Annotated in this window: 18 protein-coding genes; 8 read left to right on the forward strand and 10 right to left on the reverse strand. The window is 76.6% G+C overall.

Annotated elements, in window-relative coordinates:
* Positions 1 to 73: 73 nt before the first annotated feature.
* The 3 genes from edd (at position 74) to nhaA (ending at position 4,259) form a co-directional block, all read left to right on the forward strand.
* A complete protein-coding gene (gene edd / locus WJX68_RS14070; RefSeq protein WP_340291002.1) occupies positions 74 to 1,918 on the forward strand; it encodes a phosphogluconate dehydratase in 1,845 nt (614 codons plus the stop codon).
* A gap of 60 nt (positions 1,919 to 1,978) precedes the next feature.
* Positions 1,979 to 2,596, forward strand: coding sequence for a bifunctional 4-hydroxy-2-oxoglutarate aldolase/2-dehydro-3-deoxy-phosphogluconate aldolase (eda, locus tag WJX68_RS14075; RefSeq protein WP_340290811.1), 618 nt, complete (start codon positions 1,979 to 1,981; stop codon positions 2,594 to 2,596).
* 334 nt (positions 2,597 to 2,930) lie between these two features.
* Complete coding sequence (gene nhaA / locus WJX68_RS14080; RefSeq protein WP_340290813.1) at positions 2,931 to 4,259, forward strand: Na+/H+ antiporter NhaA; 1,329 nt, start codon at positions 2,931 to 2,933, stop codon at positions 4,257 to 4,259.
* Positions 4,260 to 4,263: 4 nt separating this feature from the next.
* On the opposite strand, the gene WJX68_RS14085 is transcribed toward nhaA, so the two are convergent.
* The gene (locus WJX68_RS14085; RefSeq protein WP_340290815.1) at positions 4,264 to 4,491 is read right to left on the reverse strand and encodes a hypothetical protein; all 228 of its coding nucleotides are present in this window, start codon (positions 4,489 to 4,491) and stop codon (positions 4,264 to 4,266) included.
* On the reverse strand, positions 4,488 to 4,670 hold the full coding sequence (locus WJX68_RS14090) for a hypothetical protein (RefSeq protein ID WP_340290817.1): 183 nt from the start codon (positions 4,668 to 4,670) through the stop codon (positions 4,488 to 4,490). The genes WJX68_RS14085 and WJX68_RS14090 overlap by 4 nt, the downstream gene beginning before the upstream one ends.
* Positions 4,671 to 4,900: 230 nt before the next feature.
* Here WJX68_RS14090 and WJX68_RS14095 point away from each other — a divergent pair, with 230 nt between their 5' ends.
* Genes WJX68_RS14095 through WJX68_RS14110 form a run of 4 tightly spaced genes read left to right on the forward strand, consistent with a single transcriptional unit; the run spans position 4,901 to position 11,289 of the window.
* Entirely contained in the window at positions 4,901 to 6,118 is a 1,218-nt protein-coding gene (locus WJX68_RS14095) for a metallophosphoesterase family protein (RefSeq protein ID WP_340291004.1), read from the forward strand.
* The gene (locus WJX68_RS14100) at positions 6,115 to 9,654 is read left to right on the forward strand and encodes an AAA family ATPase (protein WP_340290819.1); all 3,540 of its coding nucleotides are present in this window, start codon (positions 6,115 to 6,117) and stop codon (positions 9,652 to 9,654) included. Before WJX68_RS14095 ends, WJX68_RS14100 begins: the two co-directional genes overlap by 4 nt.
* A 28-nt stretch (positions 9,655 to 9,682) precedes the next feature.
* Positions 9,683 to 10,615 (forward strand): aldose 1-epimerase family protein, encoded by a 933-nt coding sequence (locus WJX68_RS14105; RefSeq protein ID WP_340290821.1) that lies wholly within the window; start codon positions 9,683 to 9,685, stop codon positions 10,613 to 10,615.
* Between the two features lie 56 nt (positions 10,616 to 10,671).
* A complete protein-coding gene (locus WJX68_RS14110; protein ID WP_340290823.1) occupies positions 10,672 to 11,289 on the forward strand; it encodes a malonic semialdehyde reductase in 618 nt (205 codons plus the stop codon).
* A 19-nt stretch (positions 11,290 to 11,308) separates the two neighbouring features.
* Here WJX68_RS14110 and WJX68_RS14115 read toward each other — a convergent pair whose 3' ends face one another.
* Genes WJX68_RS14115 through WJX68_RS14150 form a run of 8 tightly spaced genes read right to left on the reverse strand, consistent with a single transcriptional unit; the run spans position 11,309 to position 19,555 of the window.
* Positions 11,309 to 12,880, reverse strand: coding sequence for an ATP-binding cassette domain-containing protein (locus WJX68_RS14115; protein ID WP_340290825.1), 1,572 nt, complete (start codon positions 12,878 to 12,880; stop codon positions 11,309 to 11,311).
* A complete protein-coding gene (locus WJX68_RS14120) occupies positions 12,877 to 13,743 on the reverse strand; it encodes an ABC transporter permease (protein WP_340290827.1) in 867 nt (288 codons plus the stop codon). Before WJX68_RS14120 ends, WJX68_RS14115 begins: the two co-directional genes overlap by 4 nt.
* Positions 13,740 to 14,705: an ABC transporter permease gene (locus WJX68_RS14125; protein WP_340291006.1), complete on the reverse strand. Its 966-nt coding sequence runs from the start codon at positions 14,703 to 14,705 to the stop codon at positions 13,740 to 13,742. Before WJX68_RS14125 ends, WJX68_RS14120 begins: the two co-directional genes overlap by 4 nt.
* A 5-nt stretch (positions 14,706 to 14,710) precedes the next feature.
* Entirely contained in the window at positions 14,711 to 16,261 is a 1,551-nt protein-coding gene (locus tag WJX68_RS14130) for an ABC transporter substrate-binding protein (protein WP_340290828.1), read from the reverse strand.
* Positions 16,262 to 16,313: 52 nt separating this feature from the next.
* The gene (locus WJX68_RS14135; protein WP_340290830.1) at positions 16,314 to 16,775 is read right to left on the reverse strand and encodes a thioesterase family protein; all 462 of its coding nucleotides are present in this window, start codon (positions 16,773 to 16,775) and stop codon (positions 16,314 to 16,316) included.
* Positions 16,772 to 17,737 (reverse strand): 3-hydroxyacyl-CoA dehydrogenase NAD-binding domain-containing protein, encoded by a 966-nt coding sequence (locus tag WJX68_RS14140; protein ID WP_340290832.1) that lies wholly within the window; start codon positions 17,735 to 17,737, stop codon positions 16,772 to 16,774. Before WJX68_RS14140 ends, WJX68_RS14135 begins: the two co-directional genes overlap by 4 nt.
* Entirely contained in the window at positions 17,730 to 18,635 is a 906-nt protein-coding gene (locus WJX68_RS14145) for a beta-keto acid cleavage family enzyme (protein WP_340290834.1), read from the reverse strand. The genes WJX68_RS14140 and WJX68_RS14145 overlap by 8 nt, the downstream gene beginning before the upstream one ends.
* Positions 18,632 to 19,555: a TetR/AcrR family transcriptional regulator gene (locus WJX68_RS14150; protein WP_340290836.1), complete on the reverse strand. Its 924-nt coding sequence runs from the start codon at positions 19,553 to 19,555 to the stop codon at positions 18,632 to 18,634. The genes WJX68_RS14145 and WJX68_RS14150 overlap by 4 nt, the downstream gene beginning before the upstream one ends.
* A 228-nt stretch (positions 19,556 to 19,783) precedes the next feature.
* Here WJX68_RS14150 and WJX68_RS14155 point away from each other — a divergent pair, with 228 nt between their 5' ends.
* Entirely contained in the window at positions 19,784 to 21,265 is a 1,482-nt protein-coding gene (locus WJX68_RS14155; RefSeq protein ID WP_340290838.1) for a mannitol dehydrogenase family protein, read from the forward strand.
* Positions 21,266 to 21,318: the final 53 nt, after the last annotated feature.

Below are 21,318 nucleotides of genomic sequence, written 5' to 3' on the forward strand. Positions count from 1 at the left end.
TAGAGTGCGTATCGAACGGTCCGCCACGCACCCACCACCTGGAGATCGACGTACCGTGACCGACACCGCACCGATCGGCACCGCACCGCTGCACCCCGTCGTCGACGCCGTCACCCGGCGGGTGGTCGCCCGCTCCGCCACCACCCGGGCCGCCTACCTCGAGCGCATCGCCACCGCCGCCGCCCCGGCCACCGGGCCGAACCGCGACGGCATGGGCTGCGCCAACCTCGCCCACGCCGTCGCCGCCTGCGGGCCGGACAAGCTGACGCTCACCGCGTCGCCCGCCCGCAACATCGGCATCGTCACCGCCTACAACGACATGCTCTCCGCGCACCAGCCGTTCGAGACCTACCCGGCCCGGATCAAGGCCGCCGCCCGTGCCGCCGGTGGCGTCGCCCAGGTCGCCGGGGGAGTGCCCGCCATGTGCGACGGCATCACCCAGGGCCGCGCGGGCATGGAGCTGTCGCTGTTCTCCCGCGACGTCATCGCCATGTCCACCGCGATCGCGCTGAGCCACGACATGTTCGACGCCGCGGTCCTGCTCGGCGTCTGCGACAAGATCGTGCCCGGCCTGGTGATGGGCGCGCTGTCCTTCGGCCACCTGCCGGTGCTGCTCGCCCCGGCCGGCCCGATGACCTCCGGCCTGGCGAACAAGCGCAAGGCCGCGGTGCGCCAGCGCTTCGCCGCGGGCGAGGTCGGCCGCGACGAGCTCCTCGAGGCCGAGTCCGCCAGCTACCACGGCCCCGGGACCTGCACGTTCTTCGGCACCGCGAACTCCAACCAGCTGCTGATGGAGGTCATGGGCCTGCACCTGCCGGGCAGCTCGTTCGTCAACCCCGGCACCGCGCTGCGCGACGCCCTGACCGAGGAGGTCGCCCGCCGCGCGCTGGACGCGGCCGGGGACCCGGACCGCGCGATGGGCCGCGTCGTCGACGAGAAGGCCGTCGTGAACGGCATCGTCGCGCTGCTGGCCACCGGCGGCTCGACCAACCACACGATGCACCTGGTCGCGATGGCCGCCGCCGCGGGCGTGCAGATCACCTGGGACGACTTCTCCGAGCTGTCCGCCGTCGTGCCGCTGCTGGCCCGCATCTACCCCAACGGCGACGCCGACGTGAACCACTTCCACGCCGCCGGCGGGATGCAGCTGCTGATCCGCGAGCTGCTCGACGCGGGCCTGGCCCACGACGACGTCCGCACCGTCGACGGCGCCGGCCTGCGCCGCTACACCCGCGAGCCGTTCCTCGACACCTCCGGCGCCACCACCGAGCTGGTGTGGCGCGAGGGCCCCACCGAGAGCCTGGACAAGAAGGTCCTGCGCTCGGTCGCCGACCCGTTCTCCCCGGACGGCGGGCTGCGCGTGCTGCACGGCAACCTCGGCCGCTCGGTCGTCAAGACCTCCGCGGTCGACCCGGACCACCGCGTCGTCGAGGCGCCGGCGGTGGTGTTCGAGGACCAGGAGCAGCTGCTCGCCGCCTTCGGTGCGGGGGAGCTGGACGGGCGCGACCTCGTCGCCGTCGTCCGCCGGCAGGGCCCGCGCGCGAACGGCATGCCCGAGCTGCACAAGCTCACCCCGGCGCTCGGCGTCCTGCAGGACCGCGGCCACCAGGTCGCGATCGTCACCGACGGCCGCATGTCCGGCGCCTCGGGCAAGGTCCCCGCCGCGCTGCACGTCACCCCCGAGGCCGCGCAGGGCGGGCCGCTGGGACGCGTCCGCGACGGGGACCTCGTGCGCCTCGACACCCTGAACGGCACGCTGTCCCTGCTGGTCGACGCCGACGAGTTCGACGCCCGCGAGCACGCCGGGCCCACCGGGCCGTCCGGGGGGACGACCGGCACCGGGCGCGAGCTGTTCGCGGCGTTCCGCGCCGCGGTCGGCCCGGCCGACACCGGCGCCACCGTCGCCCTGCCGTACTGACCGAGCCCGCCGCACAGACCGAGCCCCCCGGGACGGACCGGGAGGAACCGAGAGGACCCCGTGAGCGAGAAGCTGCTCGAACTGGCCCCCGTCGTCCCCGTCGTCGTGCTGCACGACGCCGGGGCCGCGGTCCCGCTGGCCCGCGCCCTGGTCGGGGGCGGCCTGCCCGTCATCGAGGTGACCCTGCGGACCCCGGCCGCGGCCGAGGCCGTGCGGCGGATCGCCGCGGAGGTCCCCGACGCCGTCGTCGGCACCGGGACCGTGCGCACCCCCGACGACGTCCGCGCCTCGGTCGCGGCCGGGGCGCGGTTCCTGGTGAGCCCGGGCGCCACGCCGCGGCTGCTCGACGCGATGGAGGACTCCGGGCTGGACTTCCTGCCCGGCACCGCGTCGATCTCGGAGATGATGGCCGTCGCCGAGCGCGGGCACACGGCGATGAAGTTCTTCCCGGCCGAGGCCGCCGGCGGGCGACCGTTCCTGTCCTCGGTCGCCGGGCCCCTGCCCGACCTGCGGTTCTGCCCGACCGGCGGGATCAGCGCCGCGACGGCGCCGGACTACCTCGCGCTGCCGAACGTGTCGTGCGTCGGCGGGTCCTGGCTCACCCCGGCCGACGCCGTCGCCGCGGGCGACTTCGGGCGGATCCGCGAGCTCGCCGCCGCGGCCGCCGCACTGGGGTGACCCACCCGGTCGCGCAGCACGGCCCGGGCCGCGAGCACGGCGAGCAGCAGGTAGAGCAGGACCAGGGCCCACCCGGCGATGTCGCTCATGACGCCATCGTGCGCCCGCCGCGGCCGCGCACGACCCGGTCCTGACGCGATCCTGACGCCGGCCCGGCGCCGGGCGGCGCGAGGGGGCCGCCCGGCGCCGCGGACGCGTCCGGACGGGAGCGGGGTGGGGGCCGCCTCATCGTGCTGACACCGGGTGGGCGCGACCGTTAGGATTCCGTACCGGTGTGCCGGGAAGTCTGGTCGGCGTGCAGTGACCCCTGCCCGCCCGACCTCCCCGGAGCCCCGTGAACACCTCGCCCGACCCGTCACCGAACCCGTCGGCACCGACCCGCCTGTTCTCCCGCGGATCCTGGGCGCAGGCCCGCCGCGTCGCGGACGTCCTGCGCACCGAGACCGTCGGTGGCGTCCTGCTGGTCGCCGCCGCGGCGCTGGCGCTGCTGTTCGCCAACTCGCCCTGGCGCGACACCTACGCCGACCTGGCCGGGTTCACGATCGGCCCGGCCGCGCTGCACCTGGACCTCTCGCTGGCCACCTGGGCCGCCGACGGCCTGCTCGCGATCTTCTTCTTCGTCGTCGGGCTCGAGCTCAAGCGCGAGTTCCTCGCCGGTGACCTGCGCGACCCGCGCAGGGCCCTGCTCCCGGTCGCCGCCGCCGTCGGCGGCATGGCCGTGCCGGCGCTGATCTACGTCGCGGTCAACGCGGCGAACCCCGACGCGCTCGTCGGCTGGGCCATCCCGACGGCCACCGACATCGCGTTCGCGCTGGCCGTGCTCGCCGTCATCGGGACGCACCTGCCGACCGCACTGCGGACCTTCCTGCTGACCCTCGCCGTCGTCGACGACCTGCTCGCCATCACGATCATCGCGGTCTTCTACACCGACCAGCTGTCGGTGCTGCCGCTGGCGGGTGCGCTCGTGCCGCTGGCGCTGTTCGCCCTCGCCGTGCAACGCGGTGTGCGGTCCTGGTGGGTGCTGCTGCCGCTGGCCGCGATCACCTGGGTGCTCGTGCACGAGTCCGGGGTGCACGCCACCGTCGCCGGTGTCCTGCTCGGCTTCGCCGTGCCGGTCCTGGGCCGCCACCGCGTGCACGGCGTCTCGCTGTCCGAGCACTTCGAGCACCGGTGGCGGCCGCTGTCGGCCGGGGTCGCGGTGCCGGTGTTCGCCTTCTTCGCCGCCGGGGTGACGGTCGTGGGCGGCGACGCGGGCGGGTTCGGCGGTGCCCTGCTCGACACGGTCACCCTCGGCATCGTCGCGGGCCTGGTGCTGGGCAAGACCGTCGGCGTGCTCGGGGCGACCTGGCTGGTGCAGCGGGTCACCCGCGCGGAGCTGTCCGACGAGCTCAGCTGGTGGGACCTGCTCGGCCTGGCCCAGCTCGCGGGCATCGGGTTCACCGTGTCGCTGCTCGTCGGCGAGCTCGCCTTCGGCACCGGCACCCCGCAGGACGACCACGTCAAGGTCGGCGTGCTCGCCGGGTCGCTGCTCGCGGCGCTGCTGGCGACGGTGGTCCTGCGGCTGCGCAACGCCCACTACCGGCGCATCGCCGAGATCGAGACCCGCGACGACGACCACGACGGCGTCCCGGACGTCTACCAGGAGCCGCGCCGCGAGGGGTGAACCCTCAGCGGTGGTCGGCGCGGGCCGCCGCGTGGCGCACCGCGGCGGGGGACAGGCCGCGGCGGCCGCGGTCCCACTCCCCGGTGTCCGGGCGCAGGCACGGCAGCGCGTGCACCACGCTGCGGGCCCGGCCGCCGTCGGGGGCGGTGCCCTCGTGGAAGCGGACGCGCAGCGGCTCGACCGTCGGGTCGATCGGGCCCCAGCAGCGCTCGCAGAGCGCGTCGCGCATCATGCGGCACGCCGCTCGACCGGCGCGCCGGTGCCCGCGGGCACACAGGCCGCGACGTGCACGACGGCCTCGCGCCAGCGCACCTCGCCCGCGGCGTCGGCGTGGTCGATGTGGGAGAGCCGGTAGACGCGCTCGGTCGCGGGGTCGACCGGGGCGAAGCAACGTTCGCAGAGCTGGATCATGGGGAACACGACCTCGGGGATGACGGGATCGGACGCCCAGCATCTACCCGCACGCCATGATCCGGACACCGGAACGTGACCCGCGCCGCTGTGTGTCGCGGACCACCTGACCTGCGGTTTCATGGTCCACATCCGGATCGGCGGTGTCGCTCGCGGGTGCCGGACCCGGCGCGTCCTAGACTCGGCGGTTCCGCGGGACCACGACCGGTTGGAGCTCCTTCTTGCGCCTGGTGCACGCCGCCGACCTGCACCTCGACAGCCCCCTGCGCGGGCTGTCGCGGCTCGGCGACTCCCAGCTCGCCGGCACGCTGCGTGCGGCGACCCGGCGGGCCTGCGAGAACCTCGTCGACGCCGTCGTCGACTCCCGGGCCGACGCGCTCGTGCTGGCCGGCGACGTCTACGACGGCGACTGGAAGGACTACGCCACCGGCGCGTTCTTCGTGCGGCAGCTGTCGCGGCTGCACGACGAGGGCGTGCCGGTGTTCCTCATCAGCGGCAACCACGACGCCGAGTCCGAGATCACCCGCTCGCTGCGCCTGCCCCCGAACACCCACCGGCTGTCGGTGGACGCACCGGAGACCGTCGTCCTCGACGACCTCGGCCTCGCCGTGCACGGGCAGGGCTTCGCCCGCCGCGCGGTGCTGGAGAACCTGGTCCCCGCCTACCCCGACCGCGTGCCCGGGATGGTCAACGTCGGCGTGCTGCACACCTCGGTGCAGGGCGACGACCGCCACGACACCTACGCCCCCTGCCGTCCGGAGGACCTGTCCGGCTGCGGGTACGAGTACTTCGCGCTCGGCCACGTGCACGAGCAGCGGGCGGTGTGCGACGGCCCGCACCAGGCCTGGTTCTCCGGCAACCTGCAGGGCCGGCACCCGCAGGAACGCGGGCCGAAGGGCGCGCTGCTGGTCGACACCGCCCCGGAACGGTGGGCCGCGGTCACGCCGCTGGTGCTCGACGTCGCCCGCTGGGAGCTCGTCGAGGTCGACATCGGCGGGCTCGCCGACGCCGACGAGGTCTACGACGCCGTCGCCGCCGCCCTGGCCGAGCGGTGCGCCGCCGCCGCGCCGCGCACCGTCGTCGCGCAGGTGACGCTGCACGGCGCCGGCCCCGCCGCGCCCGCGCTGACCGCCACCGAGGGGGTGCGCACCGAGCTGGAGCTGATCGCCGAGCGCTGCGGGGCGGTGCTGGAGAAGGTCCGCAACCGCACCCGTCCGCCGGCCGGGGCGCTCGCCGTCGACCCGGAGCTCACCGCGGCCGTGTCCGCGGCCGCGGCCGGGCTGGCCGCCGAGCCGGACCGCATCCGCGAGCTCGCCGCACCGCTGGAGCGCGAGGTCGGCCGCCGCCTGCGCGAGGCGGGCCTGCTCGACCTGCGCGACGACGAGCGGCTCGCCGCGCTGGCCCGCCAGGCCGAGCAGCAGCTGCTGGCCCGGATGGCCGGCTCGTGACCGCCGCGCTGCGCACCCTGGTCCTGGAGCGCTACGGCGCCTACGAGGGCCGCGAGCTCACCCTCGGCGCCGGCCTGACGATCGTGTCCGGGCCGAACGAGGCGGGCAAGACCACCCTGCTCGACGCGCTGTCGGACCTGCTGTGGGGGATGCCGCGCCCGGTCCGCCACGCCTACGCCGTGGGGCCGTCGCGGCTCGCCGTCTCGGCCACGGTCGAGGACGGGTCCGGCTCCCCGGCGGTGCTGCGCCGCACCACCCGCGGCCTGCACGACGGTGCCGGTGCGCCCGCCGATCCGCCGTGGGGCGCCTCCGGTGCGGACGCCCGGCGCCGCTGGCGCGAGGGCTTCGGGCTCGGCCACGAGGACCTGCGCGAGGGCGGGCGGGCGCTGTGCGCGGGGGAGGGCGACCTCGCCGAGCTGGTGTTCACCGCGCGCAGCGGGCGCGACGCCCGCGCGCTCGTCGCGGCACTGGACGCCGAGGCCGACGCGCTGTTCAAGGACCACCGCGGGAACCGCTCGGTGCAGGTGCGGGCGGCGTTCGCCCGGTTCACCGAGACCGAGAAGGCGGTCGGGGAGCGGGTCGCGCGGGCCGGCGAGGTCACCGCACTGGCCGGGGAGATCGCCCGTCTGGAGCGCCGGGCCGCCGAGCTGTCGCGCACCCGGCGCGCCGCCGCCGTCGCCGCGGACGCGGCCCGCCAGGCCGTCCGCGCGCACGACCCCGCCCGCGAGCTGGCCGCGCTGCGCGCCGAGCGCGACCGGCTCTGCGCCGACGGTGCCGCGCTCGACGCCGCGTCGCTGCAGGAGTACACGGCGGCCACCGCGGCCCTCGCCGCCGCCGAGACCGCCCGCGACGAGCACCGCGCCGCCGCCGACGCGCTGCGGGCCCGGCGCGCGGAGCTCGACCTCGACGAGGACCTGCTGGCCGACGCGACCCGGGTGCGCGAGCTGGAGTCCGCCGCCCAGGCCCGCCGCGCCGACGCCGAGCGCGCCGCCCGGCTGCGTGCCGACGCCGCCGAGGCCCACCGCCGCGCCGAGACCGCGCTCGCCGGGCTCGTCGCCGACGACGGCCGCAGCCCCGCCGACCGGCTCGCCGCCGTCCACCTGCCGGCCGACCGGGCCCGCGACCTCGACGTCCACGCCCGCGCGCTCACCGAGGCCACGGCCGAGGCCGCGCGCGCCGAACGGCTGCACGCCGACGCCCTCGCCGAGGTCCGCGAGGAGTCCGAGGTGCCGGGCGGGCTCGACCCCGACCGCGTCGGCCGGGTCGCCGAGGTGCGCCGCGCGATCGAGGCCGAGGGCTCGGCGGCCGCGCTGTGCCGGGCCGCCGTGGTCGAGCGTGACGCCGCACGCACCCGTCGCGCCGAGGCGCTCGCCGCCGCCGGGTACCGCGGCGCCCCCGACCCGGCAGCGCCGCACGCGCGCGGCGTGCTCGCCCCGCCGCAGCGCGAGGTCCGGGAGTGCCGTGCCGCGCTGCGCACCGCCGAGCAGGACGAGCGGGCCGCCCGCCGGGCCGCCGCCGACGCCGCCGACCGCGCCCACCGGGCCCGCACCGCCCGCGACGGCGTCGCCGCCGACGGGCGCCCGGTCGGCGCCGACGCGCTGGCCGCGGCCCGCGCCGACCGCGACGCCGCGCTGGAGCAGCTGCTCGCCGCGGGCCCGGACGGGGCCGGCGCGGCCGCCGGACGGCTCTCCCGGGCGCTGGCCGCGGCCGACCGCGTCGCGGACGACATGATCGCCTCCGCGGACCGGGTCGCCGAGCTCGCCCACCGCGAGGCCGAGCTGGCCGAGGCCGACGCCGGGGCCGCCCGGACCGCGTCCGCCGCCGACGCCGCGGCCGGGCGCACCGCCGCCGCCACGACCGCCTGGACCACCCTGTGGCGCGCACACGGCGTCGCCGTCCCGGACCCCGACGACGCCGACGCCGTCGCCGCCGCGCTGGCCGAGGCCGCCCGCGCCGAGGACGAGGCCGCCCGCGCCGACGAGCGCCTCGCCCGGCTGCGCGACCAGGCCGACGAGCAGGAACGCGCCCTGGGGGCGGCCCTGGCCGCGGCCGGTCGCCCGCGCGACGGCGCCCCGCTCGACGTGCTGCTCGTCGCCGCGGCCGACCTCGCCACCGAGGCCGAGCACGCCCGCGACCGGCGGGTCCTGCTGGCCCGCCTGCGCAGCGAGGCCGAGCGGGCCGGCGGCGCCGCCGACGCCGCGCGGCACGAGCGGGAGCTGGCCGCCCAGCGGTGGCGCTTCGCGCTGCGCGGCGCCGGGCTGCCCACCGACCTGGAGCCGGCCGGCTGGGACACCCGGCGCGACACCGTCGCCGACGCCCAGTCCGCCGGAGCGCTCGCCCGCCAGGACGACGAGGAGGCCCGCCGCCTGGAGCGCGCCGTCGCCGCGCACACCCGCGCGGTCGCCGCACTCGTCACCCGCCACCTGGAGCCCGCCCCCACCGGCACCGCGCCGGCCGACCGTCTCGGCGAGCTCGCCGAGCGGGTCCGCGCGGTCACCACGGCCGCGGTCTCGGCCGGCCACCTCGACGACGACATCGTCGCCGCCGAGGACGACGCCGCCCGCGCCGCCCGCGACGTCGCCGCCGCCACCGCGGTGCTCGACCGGCTGGCCGTCGAGCTGGCACTGACCGAGGCGCCCGAGCCCGGCGGCCTGGAGGCCGCCGCCGAGCGGGGCGCGCACGTCGCCGGGCTCGACGCCCGCATCGCCGAGCAGGCCCGGCTGCTCGCCGCGGCCGCCCCCGACCTCGACGCGGCCGAGCAGGTCGCGGCCGCGCCGGACACCGAGCCCGGCGCGCTGGCCGAGGCCCTCGACCGGGCCGAGGCCCACGAGCGCGACCTCGGCACCGAGCAGGACGAGGTCCGCGAGCAGCTGGGCGGGCTGCGGGCCCGGCGCCGCGAGCTGGAGGAGGCCGAGGGCGCCGCGGAGCTGCACGCCCGCGCGGCGTCCGAGCTGGCCGGCGTCGCCGACGCCGCGGAGCGCTACCTGGTGCTGCACCTGCAGCGCGAGATCCTGCGCCGCGAGCTCGAGGCCTACGAGCGCAGCCACGCCTCGCCGCTGCTGGTGCGCGCCGGGACGCTGCTGGAGCGGCTCACCGCGGGCCGGTTCGTCGCGCTGCGGCCCCCGGCCGAGGCCGGCGGCAGCGGGCGCAGCCTGGTCGCGGTCCGCGCCGACGGCGAGGAGCTCGCCCCCACCCGGCTCTCGGAGGGCACCGCGGACCAGGTGCACCTGGCGCTGCGCCTGGCCGGGATCGAGCAGCTGCAGGCCGACCGGGTCGCGGCCGGGCTGCCGACCGTCCCGGTGGTCCTCGACGACGTCCTGATGACCTTCGACGACGAGCGCGGCGCCGCCGCCGTCGCCGTCCTGGGGGAGCTCGCGCAGCTGGCGCAGGTGCTGCTGTTCACCCACCACGAGCACGTCGTCGGCCTGGCCCGCGCCGCCGGGGTCGCGTTCACCGTCGCCGAGCTGGGCCCGCCCGCCCCGGTCGAGGCGGTCGCCGACGCCGACTCCGTGCGCGCCACCCCGCTCGCGGGCTGATCACCCGCGGCCGGGCAGACTGCCCGGCATGGATGCGTGCGGTGAGCGGTTCGTGATCGTCAGCGGGGACGCCCGGGCCGAGGTCGACGAGGTCGGCGCGGCGCTCGCGGGCTTCTCCCAGGGCGGCCGGGTCCGGATCGAGCCGCACCCGCCGACCGCGCGCCCGCCGAAGGGCTCCGGCGCGGTGCTGGCGCCGTGGCCGAACCGGGTCCGCGGCGGGCGCTGGTCGCACCGCGGCGCCGGGCACCGGCTCGCGCTCACCGAGCCCGACGCCGGCAACGCCATCCACGGCCTGCTGCGCCACGTGCCGTGGACGCTGGTCGAGCGCGCGGGCGACCGGGTCACCCTCTGCGCGGTCGCCGCGGTGCAGCCGGGCTGGCCGCAGCCGGTGCGCGTGACGGTCACCTACGCCGTCGGCCGCGACGGGCTGACCGTCACCACCGAGGTCGAGAACCTGGGCGAGGCACCCGTCCCGTTCGGGCTGGGCTTCCACCCGTACCTGCGGGTCGGGGACGTCCCGACCGACGAGCTGGAGCTCACCCTGTCCGCGCGCACCGAGCTGCCGCTGCGCGACCAGCTGCCCGACGGCCCGGCCGCGCCGCTGCAGGCGGCGATCTCCCGCACCCGCCTGGCCGGGCTGCAGCTGGACAGCACGTTCGGCGGCTGCACCCCGGGGGCGGGCCCGGACGGCGGCGCCGACGGCCGCGTCCGGCACCGTGTCGGCGCCCGCGACGGCGGCGGCACCGAGCTGTGGGCCGACCCGGCGTTCGGCTGGGTGCAGGTGTTCACCCCCGACGACTTCCCGCGCCAGGGCCCGGACGGGGCGGTGACCGCGTCGCGGGCGATCGCGGTCGAACCGATGACCTGCCCGCCGGACGCGCTGAACTCCGGCACCGACCTCATCGAGCTGGTGCCGGGGGAGACCCAGGTGCTGCGCTGGGGCGTGCACGCCACCGGGTGAGGCGGGTCACCGGCGGCGCCGGAACACCGGCGAAGTGGTTGAACGTTCCACCGAACGTGACTGCCGCTTCCCCGACGCTCCTGCCCGTCCTCGACGAGGCCGGCCGTGCCGCCCTGTTCACCGAGGCCCGCACCGCGAACACCTTCTCCGACGAGCCCGTCACCGACGAGACGCTGCGCGCGGTGTGGGAGCTCGCCCAGTGGCCGCCGACCGCGGCCAACACCCAGCCGCTGCGGGTCGTGTTCGTCCGCAGCGACGAGGGGAAGGCCCGGCTGCTGCCGCTGCTGGCCGAGGGCAACCGCGCGAAGTCCGAGGCCGCGCCGGTCGTCGCGATCCTGGCCGCGGACCTGGACTTCCACGTCCACTCCGACCACACCTTCCCGGTCAAGCCCGGCTTCCGCGACGGCCTCGAGAGCCAGGGCCGCGAGGGCCGCGAGGGCATGGCGCGGTTCAACGGCACCCTGCAGGCCGGCTACGTCCTGCTCGCCGCCCGCGCGCACGGCCTGGCGACCGGCCCGATGGCCGGCTTCGACGCCGACGCCGTCACCGCCGAGTTCCTGCCCGGCGGGCGGCACCGCGCGCTGCTCGTGGTCAACCTGGGCCACCCCGGCCCCGACGCCTGGCACCCGCGGCTCCCGCGCCTGGCCGCCGACGAGGTCCTCACCTTCGCCTGAGCCCCTCAGCGCGAACCCCTCAGCGCGGCGTGGTCATCGACGGCGTGTGCGCCAGCAGCTCGCGCGTGTAGTCGTGGCGCGGGTCGGCGAGCACCTGCTCGACCGTCCCCTGCTCGACGATCCGGCCGTGCTGCAGCACCGCGATCCGGTCCGCGACCTCGCGGGCCAGTGCGATGTTGTGGGTCACGAACAGCATCGCGGTGCCCAGCTCGCGGCGCACCGTGGCCAGCAGCTCGACGATCGAGGCCTGCACCGAGACGTCCAATGCCGAGGTCACCTCGTCGCACACCAGGACGTCCGGTGCGGTGACCAGTGCGCGGGCGATCGCCGCGCGCTGGCGCTCCCCGCCCGACAGCCCGCCGGGATAGCGGTGGGCGAAGGACTCGCCGAGCCGGACCTGGCGCAGCATGTCGGCCACCCGGTCCCGCCGGGCCGCCGCGTCGAGGTCGGTGAGGTGGCGCAGCGGCACCTCCAGCGAGCTCGCCAGCGTCCGCCGCGGGTTGAGCGAGGCGAACGGGCTCTGGAACACGTACTGCACGCTGCGCAGCTGCGCCCAGGTCCGCGGGGTGGCGAGCGGCTCGCCGTGCAGGCTCAGCTCCCCGGCGTCCAGCGGCAGCAGCCCGGACAGGCCGCGGGCCAGGGTGGTCTTGCCCGACCCGGACTCGCCGAGCAGCATCAGGCACTCCCCGGCGGCCAGCTCCAGGTCGACGCCGTCGAGGACGGCGCGGCCGCCGTAGCGCTTCCCGGCGCCGCGCACCCGCAGCACCGGCTCCCCGGCCGGGGACGGGTCGCGGTCGGGCACCCGCGCCAGGTCCGGCACCGCCGCGATCAGTGCCCGGGTGTACGGGTGCTCGGGCGCGGTGAGGATCCCGCGCACCGGACCGGTCTCGACGACCTCTCCGGCCTGCATCACCGCGACCCGGTCGGCCAGCCCGGCGACGACGGCGAGGTCGTGGGTGATGTAGAGCGCCGCGGTCCCCGAGCGGGTCACCAGCTCCCGGACGGTGTCGAGCACGAGGTCCTGGGTCGTGACGTCGAGCCCGGTGGTGGGCTCGTCGAGCACCACGGCGTCGGGCCGGTGCACGAACGCGGCGGCGATCCCGACCCGCTGCTGCTGCCCGCCGGAGAGCTGGTGCGGGTAGCGGGCGAGGAAGTCGTCGTCGCCGGGCAGGCCGACGTCGGTCAGGGCCTCGCGGACCCGGGCGGTCACGTCGCCGTCCCAGCCGTGCGCGGTGAGCACCTCGGCGACCTGGGTGCCGATGCGCAGCACCGGGTTCAGCGACAGGGCCGGGTCCTGCGGCACGTAGGACACCAGTCGCCCGCGCACGCCGCGCAGCGTCGCCACGGGCAGCGTGAGCAGGTCGTCGTGGGACTCGGTGTGCCCGGCGAAGCGCACCGTGCCGCCGGTGTGGGCGAGCCCGGCGCGGAAGTGCCCGAGCGCGGCCAGCGCCGCGGTCGTCTTGCCCGAGCCGGACTCGCCGACCAGGGCGAGGATCTCGCCCGGGGCGACCGCCCAGTCCACGCCGTGCAGCACCTCGCGGCCGCCGGTGGTCGCCACCCGCAGCCCGGTGCACTCGATGGTCGCGCTCATGCGACGCCCCCCGTCGTGTCCGCGGACTCCTTGGCCAGCGCGTCGGTGACCATGTTCGTGCCGACGGTGAGCACCGCGATCGCGAGCACCGGCAGCAGCACCCCCCAGGGGGCGACGGTCAGCGCGATCCGGTTCTCGTTGATCTGCAGCCCCCAGTCCGCGGCGGGCGGCTGCACACCGAGCCCCAGGAACGACAGCGACGCCACGTAGCCGATCGAGTAGGTCAGGCGCAGCCCCAGCTCCACCATCAGCGGCCCGGTGATGTTCGGCAGCACCTCGGTGGCGAGGATCCGGCGCCGCGGCATCCCGTACATCCGGGCGGCCAGCACGTAGTCCTGCCCGGCGACCGACAGCGTCGCCTGCCGCGCGACCCGGGCGACGCGGGGGATGTGGGTGATGCCGATGACGAGCACCAGCAGCCAGCCCGAGGACCCCAGCACGGCCACCGCGAGCAGCGCCAGCACGAGCTGCGGGAACGACAGCAGCACGTCGCCGCCGCGCATGATCAGCGGGTCGAGGCGGCTGCCGGTGGTGCCGGAGTACCCGGCGAGCATGCCGAGCACGGCGCCGCCGACGATCCCGATCGCCGTCGCCGCGACCGCCGAGGCGAGCACCGGCCCGCCGCCGGCGAGGAAGCGGGTGAGCACGTCGCGGCCCAGGTCGTCGGTGCCGGCCAGGCCCTCGGCGCGGAACGGGCGCCCGGCGAAGTCGTCGACGCCGTAGCCGGTCAGCAGCGGGCCCAGCACCGGGCCCAGCAGCGCGACGGCGACGACGAGCAGCGTCAGGGCGGCGCCGACGCGGGCCTGACGGCGCCGGAAGGTGCGGCGCAGCAGCCCGGCCGGTGCGGACGTGGCGGCGGTCATGACCCACCTCCGGTCGAGGAGTGGCGGATCCGCGGGTCGGCCAGGATCCCGGCGACGTCCGCGGCGAGGTTCACCAGCACGTAGAACGCGGCGATGATCAGCGTGATCGCCTGCACCACCTGCACGTCCCGGTTGGCGACGGCGTCGATCAGCGCCTGCCCGATCCCGGGGTAGCGGAACAGGAACTCCACGACGACCACGCCGCCGGCGAGCCAGGCCAGCTGCAGCGCGATCACCTGCGCGACCGGGCCGATCGTGTGCGGCACGGCGTGGCGCAGCAGCACGGTCCGCTCGGGCAGGCCCTTGAGCCGGGCCATCTCCACGTAGCCGGCGTCGAGGGTCTCCGACAGCGTCGCGCGCATCATCCGCACCACGTAGGGGATCACCACCAGCGCCAGCGTCAGGACCGGCAGCACCAGCTGCTCGGGCCGCGCCCACACCGGCTCGCCGGGGCGCGCGATCGTCACCGACGGCAGGATCCGCAGCACCGAGGTCGCGAACAGCACGACCAGCAGCACGCCGATCACGAACTCCGGCAGCGCCGCCAGCACCAGCGACGTGCCGGACACCGCGGAGTCGGTGCGGGTGCCGCGGCGCACCGCGGCCCGCGCGCCGAGGGCCAGCGCGACCGGGGTGGACACCAGCGCGGTCAGCACCAGCAGCAGCGCCGACGCGCCGATCCGGCCGCCGAGCAGCTCGGTCACCGGGCCCTGGGTGGCGGCGGAGTAGCCGAGGTCGCCGGTGAGGACCCCGCCCAGCCAGCTCAGGTAGCGCTCGGGCGCGGGCCGGTCGAGGCCGAGCTGCTCGGACAGCGCCGCGACCCGCTCCGGGGTGGCCTGCTGGCCGAGGATGGCCCGCGCAGGGTCGCCGGGCAGCAGCAGCGTCGCGGCGAAGATCAGGACCGAGACCACGACCAGGATCAGCACCGACACCGCGAGGCGGCGCAGGATCATGCGTGCCAGCGGGCTCATGCGCTCACCCACGCCTTCCGGAACTCGTAGCCCGACAGCGACAGGCCGGTCCGGTTGGGGACCAGCCCGCCGACGTAGGCCTGGTGGGCGTCGACCCGGTCGGGGAAGCCCCAGATCAGGTAGCCGCCGCGCTCGAACTCGATCCGCTGCGCGGCCCGCACGAGCTGCGCGCGCACCCGCGGGTCCAGCTCGGAGCGGGCCCGGCGGACCACGGACTGGTACTGCGCGTCGTCCCAGTGGGTCTCGTTGAACGGGGAGTCGGGCATCGAGGACTGCGAGGCCTGCGGCAGGTAGTTGCGGGTGTTCCAGAAGCTCTGCGCGAACTCCCACTGCAGGTACTGGTCGGAGAAGAAGGTCGAGGTGTCGACCCGGCGCAGCCCGATCTCGATCCCGGCCGCGCGGGCCTGGGTGGCGAACACCTGGGCGGCCTCGACGGTGCCGGCCTGGATGGGGGAGGTGACCAGCTCCAGCGACAGGTTCGGCTTCCCGGCCCGGGCCAGCAGGTCCCGGGCGCGCTGCAGGTCCTGCTCGCGGGCCGGGTCGAGGTACTCGGGGTCGAAGCGGGCGTAGAGGTCGACGGCTCCGGCGCCCTGCCCGGACAGCACCTGCTCGACCAGCTCGCCGCGCCCGGCGACCAGGCGCAGCGCCTGACGCACGCGCACGTCGTCGAAGGGGGCGACGTCCACGCGCAGGGTGAACGGCAGCCACGACCCGGTCTCGGAGGTGAGCAGCCGCACCGAGTCGTAGGACCCGACGACCTCGGTGAGCGAGAGCGGGACCTGGTCGATCGCGTCGACCTGGCCGGACAGCAGCGCGTTGATCCGCGCGTCGTCCTCGGAGAAGTTGATCAGCTCGAGCCGGTCCACCCAGGGCTGGCCGGGCCGCCAGTAGCCGTCGTGGCGGACGAAGGCGCTCTGCTGGCCCGGGGTGAACGAGGCGTAGCGGAAGGCACCGGTCCCGACCGGGTCCTCCAGCGAGAAATCCGCCGGGACGATGCCGCAGGAGTACTCGGCGAGGTACTGGTCGAACACCGGTGAGGGCTCGGAGAGCACGAAGCGCACCGAGGAGTCCGAGGCCACGACGACGTCGTCGAGGATCCCGAACTGCGACGCCCCGGACTTGGGGTCGTCCGGGTCGGTGATCCGCCGGAAGGTGGCGACGACGTCGTCGGGGGTGACCGGGCGCCCGTCGTGGAACGTGATCCCGGCGCGGATCCGCGCCGTCCACGCCCGCGCCCCGGGTTCCGGGGTCACCGACTCGGCGACGGCCGGCTGCAGGGTGTAGGCGTCGTCCCAGTGCAGCAGCGGCTCGTAGAGGCTGAGCGTGCGGGCGATGTCGGGGTTGGTGGCCGGGCTGTGCGGGTCGAGGGTGTCCGACGAGCCGCCGCCGGTCACCCCCACCCGCAGCACGCCGCCGCGTCGCGGTGGTCCGGCCTCGCGGGCCGCGGCGGGGCCGCCGCAGCCGGCCAGGGCCGTGGCCGCGGCGAGCCCCGCGGCGCCGCCGAGCAGGCGGCGCCGGGACAGCGGCGCGCCGGTCGGGCTGATCATGACGTGGTCTCCTCGTGGCGGGCCCCGCGGGCGCGGGACCGTGGTCGCGGGCTCAGGTCGGGGGCCGGGCCACCCCCTGCACCGCACGACCCGCGTGCTCGGGCTCGGGCGCGTCGGTGAGCAGCGCGTCGAGCTCGGCGGCCACCCCGTCTGGGAACGGGACCGTGCCCTCGGGGCCGACGTGCAGGCACATCAGCTCCTCGGTCGCGCAGAGCCGCCCGCCGCTGCGCAGCTCGTGCCACAGCCGCAGCCGCTTGGCGTCGCGGCCGAGCACCCGGGTGGTGACCTCCAGGTCCGCGCCGGGGCCGATCTCGCGCAGGTAGCGCACGTGCGCCTCGACGGTGTAGAGCGAGCAGCAGGTGGCGTCGCGGTAGCCGGCGTCCATCCCGGTGCGCTCCATCAGCGCGGTCGTCGCGTCGCCGAACACCAGCACGTAGTACGGCTCGGACAGGTGGCCGTTGTAGTCGATCCACTCCGGACGCACGACGTCGTGGTGCACCGCCGGGCGGCTCACGCCCGGTCCCCGGCGGCCCGCGCGGCCGCGACGGCGCGGCGGACCGCGATCACCGCCCGGTCGCGCTCGGCGACGAGCTCGGCCATCGGCCGCCCGCCCGCGCTGCGCCCGGCGCCCGCGACCATGTCGTCGCGCAGCCCCGGCGTCAGCTCGGGGGCGTCGAGCCGGGTCCACGGCGCCTTCAGCGACGGCCCGAAGTGGTCGAGCATGTGCGCCATCCCGCCCTCGCCGCCGGCGAGGTGGAAGGTCAGGCACGGCCCGTGGACCGGCCAGCGCAGCCCCGGCCCGTCGGTGATCGAGCGGTCGATCTCCTCCGGGGTGGCCTCGCCCGCGGCGACCATGTGCAGCGCCTCGCGCCAGATCGCCTCCTGGAGCCGGTTCGCGATGAACCCGGGCAGCTCCCGGGTCATCTCGATGACCGACTTGCCGATGTGGCGGTAGAACGCGGCCGCCGCGTCGACCGCCCACGGCGCGCTGTCGCGCCCGCCGACGACCTCCACCAGCGGGATCAGGTACGGCGGGTTGAACGGGTGCCCCACGACCAGCGCCGACGGGTCGGCCGCGGCGACGGCCATGTCCGACATCGGGAACCCCGAGGTCGAGGAGGCGACGACCACCCCCGGCCCGGCCGCGGCGGCCAGCTCCGCGAGCAGCGAGCGCTTGAGCTCCAGGTCCTCCGGCGCGCTCTCCTGCACGAAGTCCGCCCCCGCGACGGCCTCGGCCGCGGTCGGGTGCAGCGTGATCGCCTGCGGGTCGGCGCCGGGGGCCAGCCCCAGCTCGGTCAGCGCGGGCCAGGCCGCGTCGACGGTGCGGCGCAGCCGGTCCCCGGCGCCGGGCCCGGGGTCCCAGGCCCGCACGGCCAGGCCGCGGGACAGGAAGTACGCCGCCCAGCCGCCGCCGATGACCCCGGCCCCGATGCAGGCGACGGTGGCGATCTCGTGGGGCGCGCGCGGCTCAGACACCGGCCCGCTCCCGCAGCCCGAGGATCTGCCGCGCCCGGTCCGGGGTCGCGACGGTGCCGCCGAGGTCCTCGACGATCGTCACCGCCCGCTCGGTCAGCTGGGCGTTCGTGGCCTTCACCCCGCGGGCGAGGTAGAGGTTGTCCTCCAGCCCGACGCGGACGTGCCCGCCGGCCAGCATCGAGCGCGCCACCCACGGCAGCTGGTCGCGTCCGATGGAGAACGACGCGAAGTTCGCGCCCTCGGGCAGCAGGGCCACCATCGCGGCGAGCACGCCGGGGTCGGCCGGGGCGCCGTAGGGGATGCCCATGCACAGCTGGAACAGCGGCGGGGCGTCGATCAGGCCCTCGCGGACCAGCTCGGTGGCGAACCACAGCTGCCCGGTGTCGAAGATCTCCAGCTCCGGCTTCACCCCCAGCTCCTGCACCCGTCGCGCGCCGGTGCGCAGCATGTCCGGGGTGGACACGTACAGCTGGTTGCCCTCGCCGAAGTTGAGCGAGCCGCAGTCGAGCGTGCAGATGTCGGGCAGCAGCTCCTCGACGTGCGGGAGCCGCTCCAGGGCGCCGACCAGGTCGGTGCCGTCCACCGGCTTCAGCGGGTCCTCGGCGTCGAGCACGAGGTCACCGCCCATGCCGGCGGTCAGGTTCAGGACGACGTCGACGCCGGCGTCACGGATGCGGGTCACGGTCTCGCGGTACAGCTCGACCGCGCGCGACGGGCTGCCGGTCTCGGGGTCGCGCACGTGGATGTGCACCACGGCGGCGCCCGCACGGGCCGCGGCGACCGCGTCGGCGGCGATGGCCGCGGGCGTCACGGGGACGTGCGGGCTGCGGCCCACCGTGTCCCCGGCACCGGTCACCGCGCAGGTGACGATCACGTCGCGGTGGCTGTCAGGACTCATCCGTTCTCCGTTCCCGTGGAGGGGCCGCCCGGGCCGCGGAGCACGGCCCGGTCGAGGAACCCGGCCAGGTCGGCGCGCATCTGCGCGACCGACGTGCCGGGGGTGCGGGCCATGACCTGGATGCCCAGGCCGTCGATCAGCGCGGTGAGCCGGCGGGTGTGCTCCGCGGCGTCGGGCACGAACACCCCGGCCGCGGCGCCCTCGGCGAGGGTCATCGCGATGCTGCGGAACCAGCGGTCGTAGGCGTGCCAGTACAGGGCGCGCCGGGCCGGGTCGATCGCGGACTCGGCCCACACCTGGATCCAGATCGACCACTCGCGCTCCAGCAGCGCGCCGTCGGGCAGCTGCAGCTCGATCAGCCGCAGCAGCCGCGCGTGCGGGTCGGCCACGGCGTCGAGCTCGGCGACCTGGCGGTCGAAGGCCAGGCGCACGTTGTGGCGCAGCGCGGAGTCCAGCAGCTCCGAGCGGGTCGGGAAGTGGTGGTGGATGGCCGCGGTCGAGGTGCCCGCCGCCCGCGCGACGTCGGCCGTGCGGACGCGGTGGTAGCCCTGGTCGGCGATCAGCGTCCAGGCCGCGTCGAGGATGCGGCGCCGGGTGCCCTGCGGGCCGGTGTCGCCGTCGGGCACCGGGTCCGGACGCCCGGCCGCGGCGGCCGCGCCGGTGGGCGCGGCGGTGCGGGCCCGGCCCGGGTCGGCACCGTGCAGCAGCCGGGTCACGGTCTCGCCGGTGACGTCGGCGATGCGCACCAGCTCGTCGGCGGCGAAGCGGCGCCGGCCGGCCAGGGACTTCGACAGCTTCGTCTCCTCCAGCCCGATCGCGGCGGCGAAGCGGCGCTGGGTCCAGCCGTCGCGGGCCAGGAGCTCGCGCACCCGCACGGCGACCGCCTCGTCGGCGGGGCGGGCGGCGCGCAGGTCGGTCATCGCCGCGACCGTAGGCCGGGACTTGCGAACATCGCAAGCAACGGTTTCGCATCGGTGCAGCGCAGCGACCCGGGTGTGACGCCGTCCCGGCCGGTGCGCCGGTCGGCCGGCCGGCGAGGTGCCGCTCGCGGAACCGCTTGCGCGCGAGCGGGCCACAGCGCCCGCGGGACGGTAGGGTCACCCGGACCCGACAGCGCCGCGGGGTGCGGGGGACGTGCGAGGGGGAGCATGCGTTCGCTGGACGAGGCCGGGATCTGGACCGACGGGATCGAGGGCGTGGAGGTCCCCGGCTACGACCGCGCCGGGGTGCGGGCCGGCATCGTCCACCTCGGGGTCGGCGGGTTCCACCGGGCCCACCTCGCGATGTACGCCGACGCGCTGCTCGCCTCCGGCGGGGACGGCGGATGGGGGATCTGCGGGGTCGGAGTGCTCGCCTCCGACGACCGCATGCGCGACGTCATGGCCGCCCAGGACGGGCTCTACACCCTGGTGCTGAAGGAGGCCGACGGCACGCTCGCCCCCCGGGTGGTCGGCTCCCTGGTCGACTACCTCTACGCGCCCGACGACCCGGACGCCGTCGTCGAGCGGATCGCCCACCCCGACACCCGCATCGTCTCGCTGACCATCACCGAGGGCGGCTACGCCATCGACCAGAAGACCGGCGAGTTCGACCCGGACTTCCCCGGGATCGCCGAGGACCTGGCCGCGATGGCGCAGGGCCGCGCGCCCGGCGGCGCGTCCGGGCTGCTCGTGTCCGCACTGGCCCGGCGCCGCGAGCGCGGCACCGGCCCGCTCACCGTGATGAGCTGCGACAACATGCAGGGCAACGGCGACACCGCCCGCCGGGTCGTCACCGGCGTCGCCCGGCTGCACGACGCCGGTCTCGGCTCCTGGGTCGCCGAGCACGTGACGTTCCCGAACTCGATGGTCGACCGGATCACCCCGGCCACCGCCGACTCCGACCGCGAGGCGCTCGCCGAGCGCTTCGCCCTGCGCGACGGCTGGCCGGTCGTGTGCGAGCCGTTCACCCAGTGGGTGCTGGAGGACCACTTCGCCGCCGGCCGCCCGGAGTTCGAGCGGGTCGGCGTGCAGGTCGTCGAGGACGTCGTGCCCTACGAGTTCATGAAGCTGCGCCTGCTCAACGCCACCCACCAGGCGCTGGGCTACCTCGGCTACCTGGCCGGGCACCGCTACGTGCACGAGGTCGCCCGGGACCCGGCCTTCGCGGCGTTCCTGCGCGGCTACATGGACGACGAGGCCACCCCCACGCTGCGCCCGGTCCCCGGCATCGACCTCGACGCCTACAAGGACACGCTGCTGGAGCGCTTCGCCAACCCCGGCGTCGCCGACACCCTGATGCGGATCAACTACGGCAGCTCCGACCGCATCTCGATCTTCCTGCTGCCGGTCGTGCGCGAGCAGCTCGCCGCGGGCGGACCGGTCGACCGGGCGGCCGCCGTCGTCGCGGGGTGGTGCCGCTACGCCGAGGGTGCCGACGAGCAGGGCGAGCCGATCACCCAGCAGGACCGGCTCGCGGAGGAGATGACCGCGCTGGCCCGCGCCGAGCGCGACACCCCGGGCTCGTTCCTGTCCCACCGCGGGGTGTTCGGCGACCTCGGCGCCGACGAGCGGTTCGCCGGCGCGTTCCGCCGCGCGCTGGAGTCGCTGTGGGCGCGCGGGGCGGCGGCCACCGTCGCCGATCTCGCGTGAACCGATGAGTCCGCGGCCGCCGCGCGGTCGGACCCTCTGACACCCTGCGCACA

Source organism: Pseudonocardia spirodelae (assembly GCF_037727765.1).
Classification (GTDB): Bacteria; Actinomycetota; Actinomycetes; order Mycobacteriales; family Pseudonocardiaceae; genus Pseudonocardia; species Pseudonocardia spirodelae.

Bases quoted from the DNA above. Each gene is read 5' to 3' on its own strand.
- WJX68_RS14085 (WP_340290815.1), bottom strand. From the start codon at position 4,491: ATGATGCGCGACGCGCTCTGCGAGCGCTGCTGGGGCCCGATCGACCCG.
- WJX68_RS14090 (WP_340290817.1), bottom strand. From the start codon at position 4,670: ATGATCCAGCTCTGCGAACGTTGCTTCGCCCCGGTCGACCCCGCGACC.
- WJX68_RS14105 (WP_340290821.1), top strand. From the start codon at position 9,683: ATGGATGCGTGCGGTGAGCGGTTCGTGATCGTCAGCGGGGACGCCCGG.
- WJX68_RS14115 (WP_340290825.1), bottom strand. From the start codon at position 12,880: ATGAGCGCGACCATCGAGTGCACCGGGCTGCGGGTGGCGACCACCGGC.
- WJX68_RS14120 (WP_340290827.1), bottom strand. From the start codon at position 13,743: ATGACCGCCGCCACGTCCGCACCGGCCGGGCTGCTGCGCCGCACCTTC.
- WJX68_RS14130 (WP_340290828.1), bottom strand. From the start codon at position 16,261: ATGATCAGCCCGACCGGCGCGCCGCTGTCCCGGCGCCGCCTGCTCGGC.
- WJX68_RS14145 (WP_340290834.1), bottom strand. From the start codon at position 18,635: ATGAGTCCTGACAGCCACCGCGACGTGATCGTCACCTGCGCGGTGACC.
- WJX68_RS14150 (WP_340290836.1), bottom strand. From the start codon at position 19,555: ATGACCGACCTGCGCGCCGCCCGCCCCGCCGACGAGGCGGTCGCCGTG.
- WJX68_RS14155 (WP_340290838.1), top strand. From the start codon at position 19,784: ATGCGTTCGCTGGACGAGGCCGGGATCTGGACCGACGGGATCGAGGGC.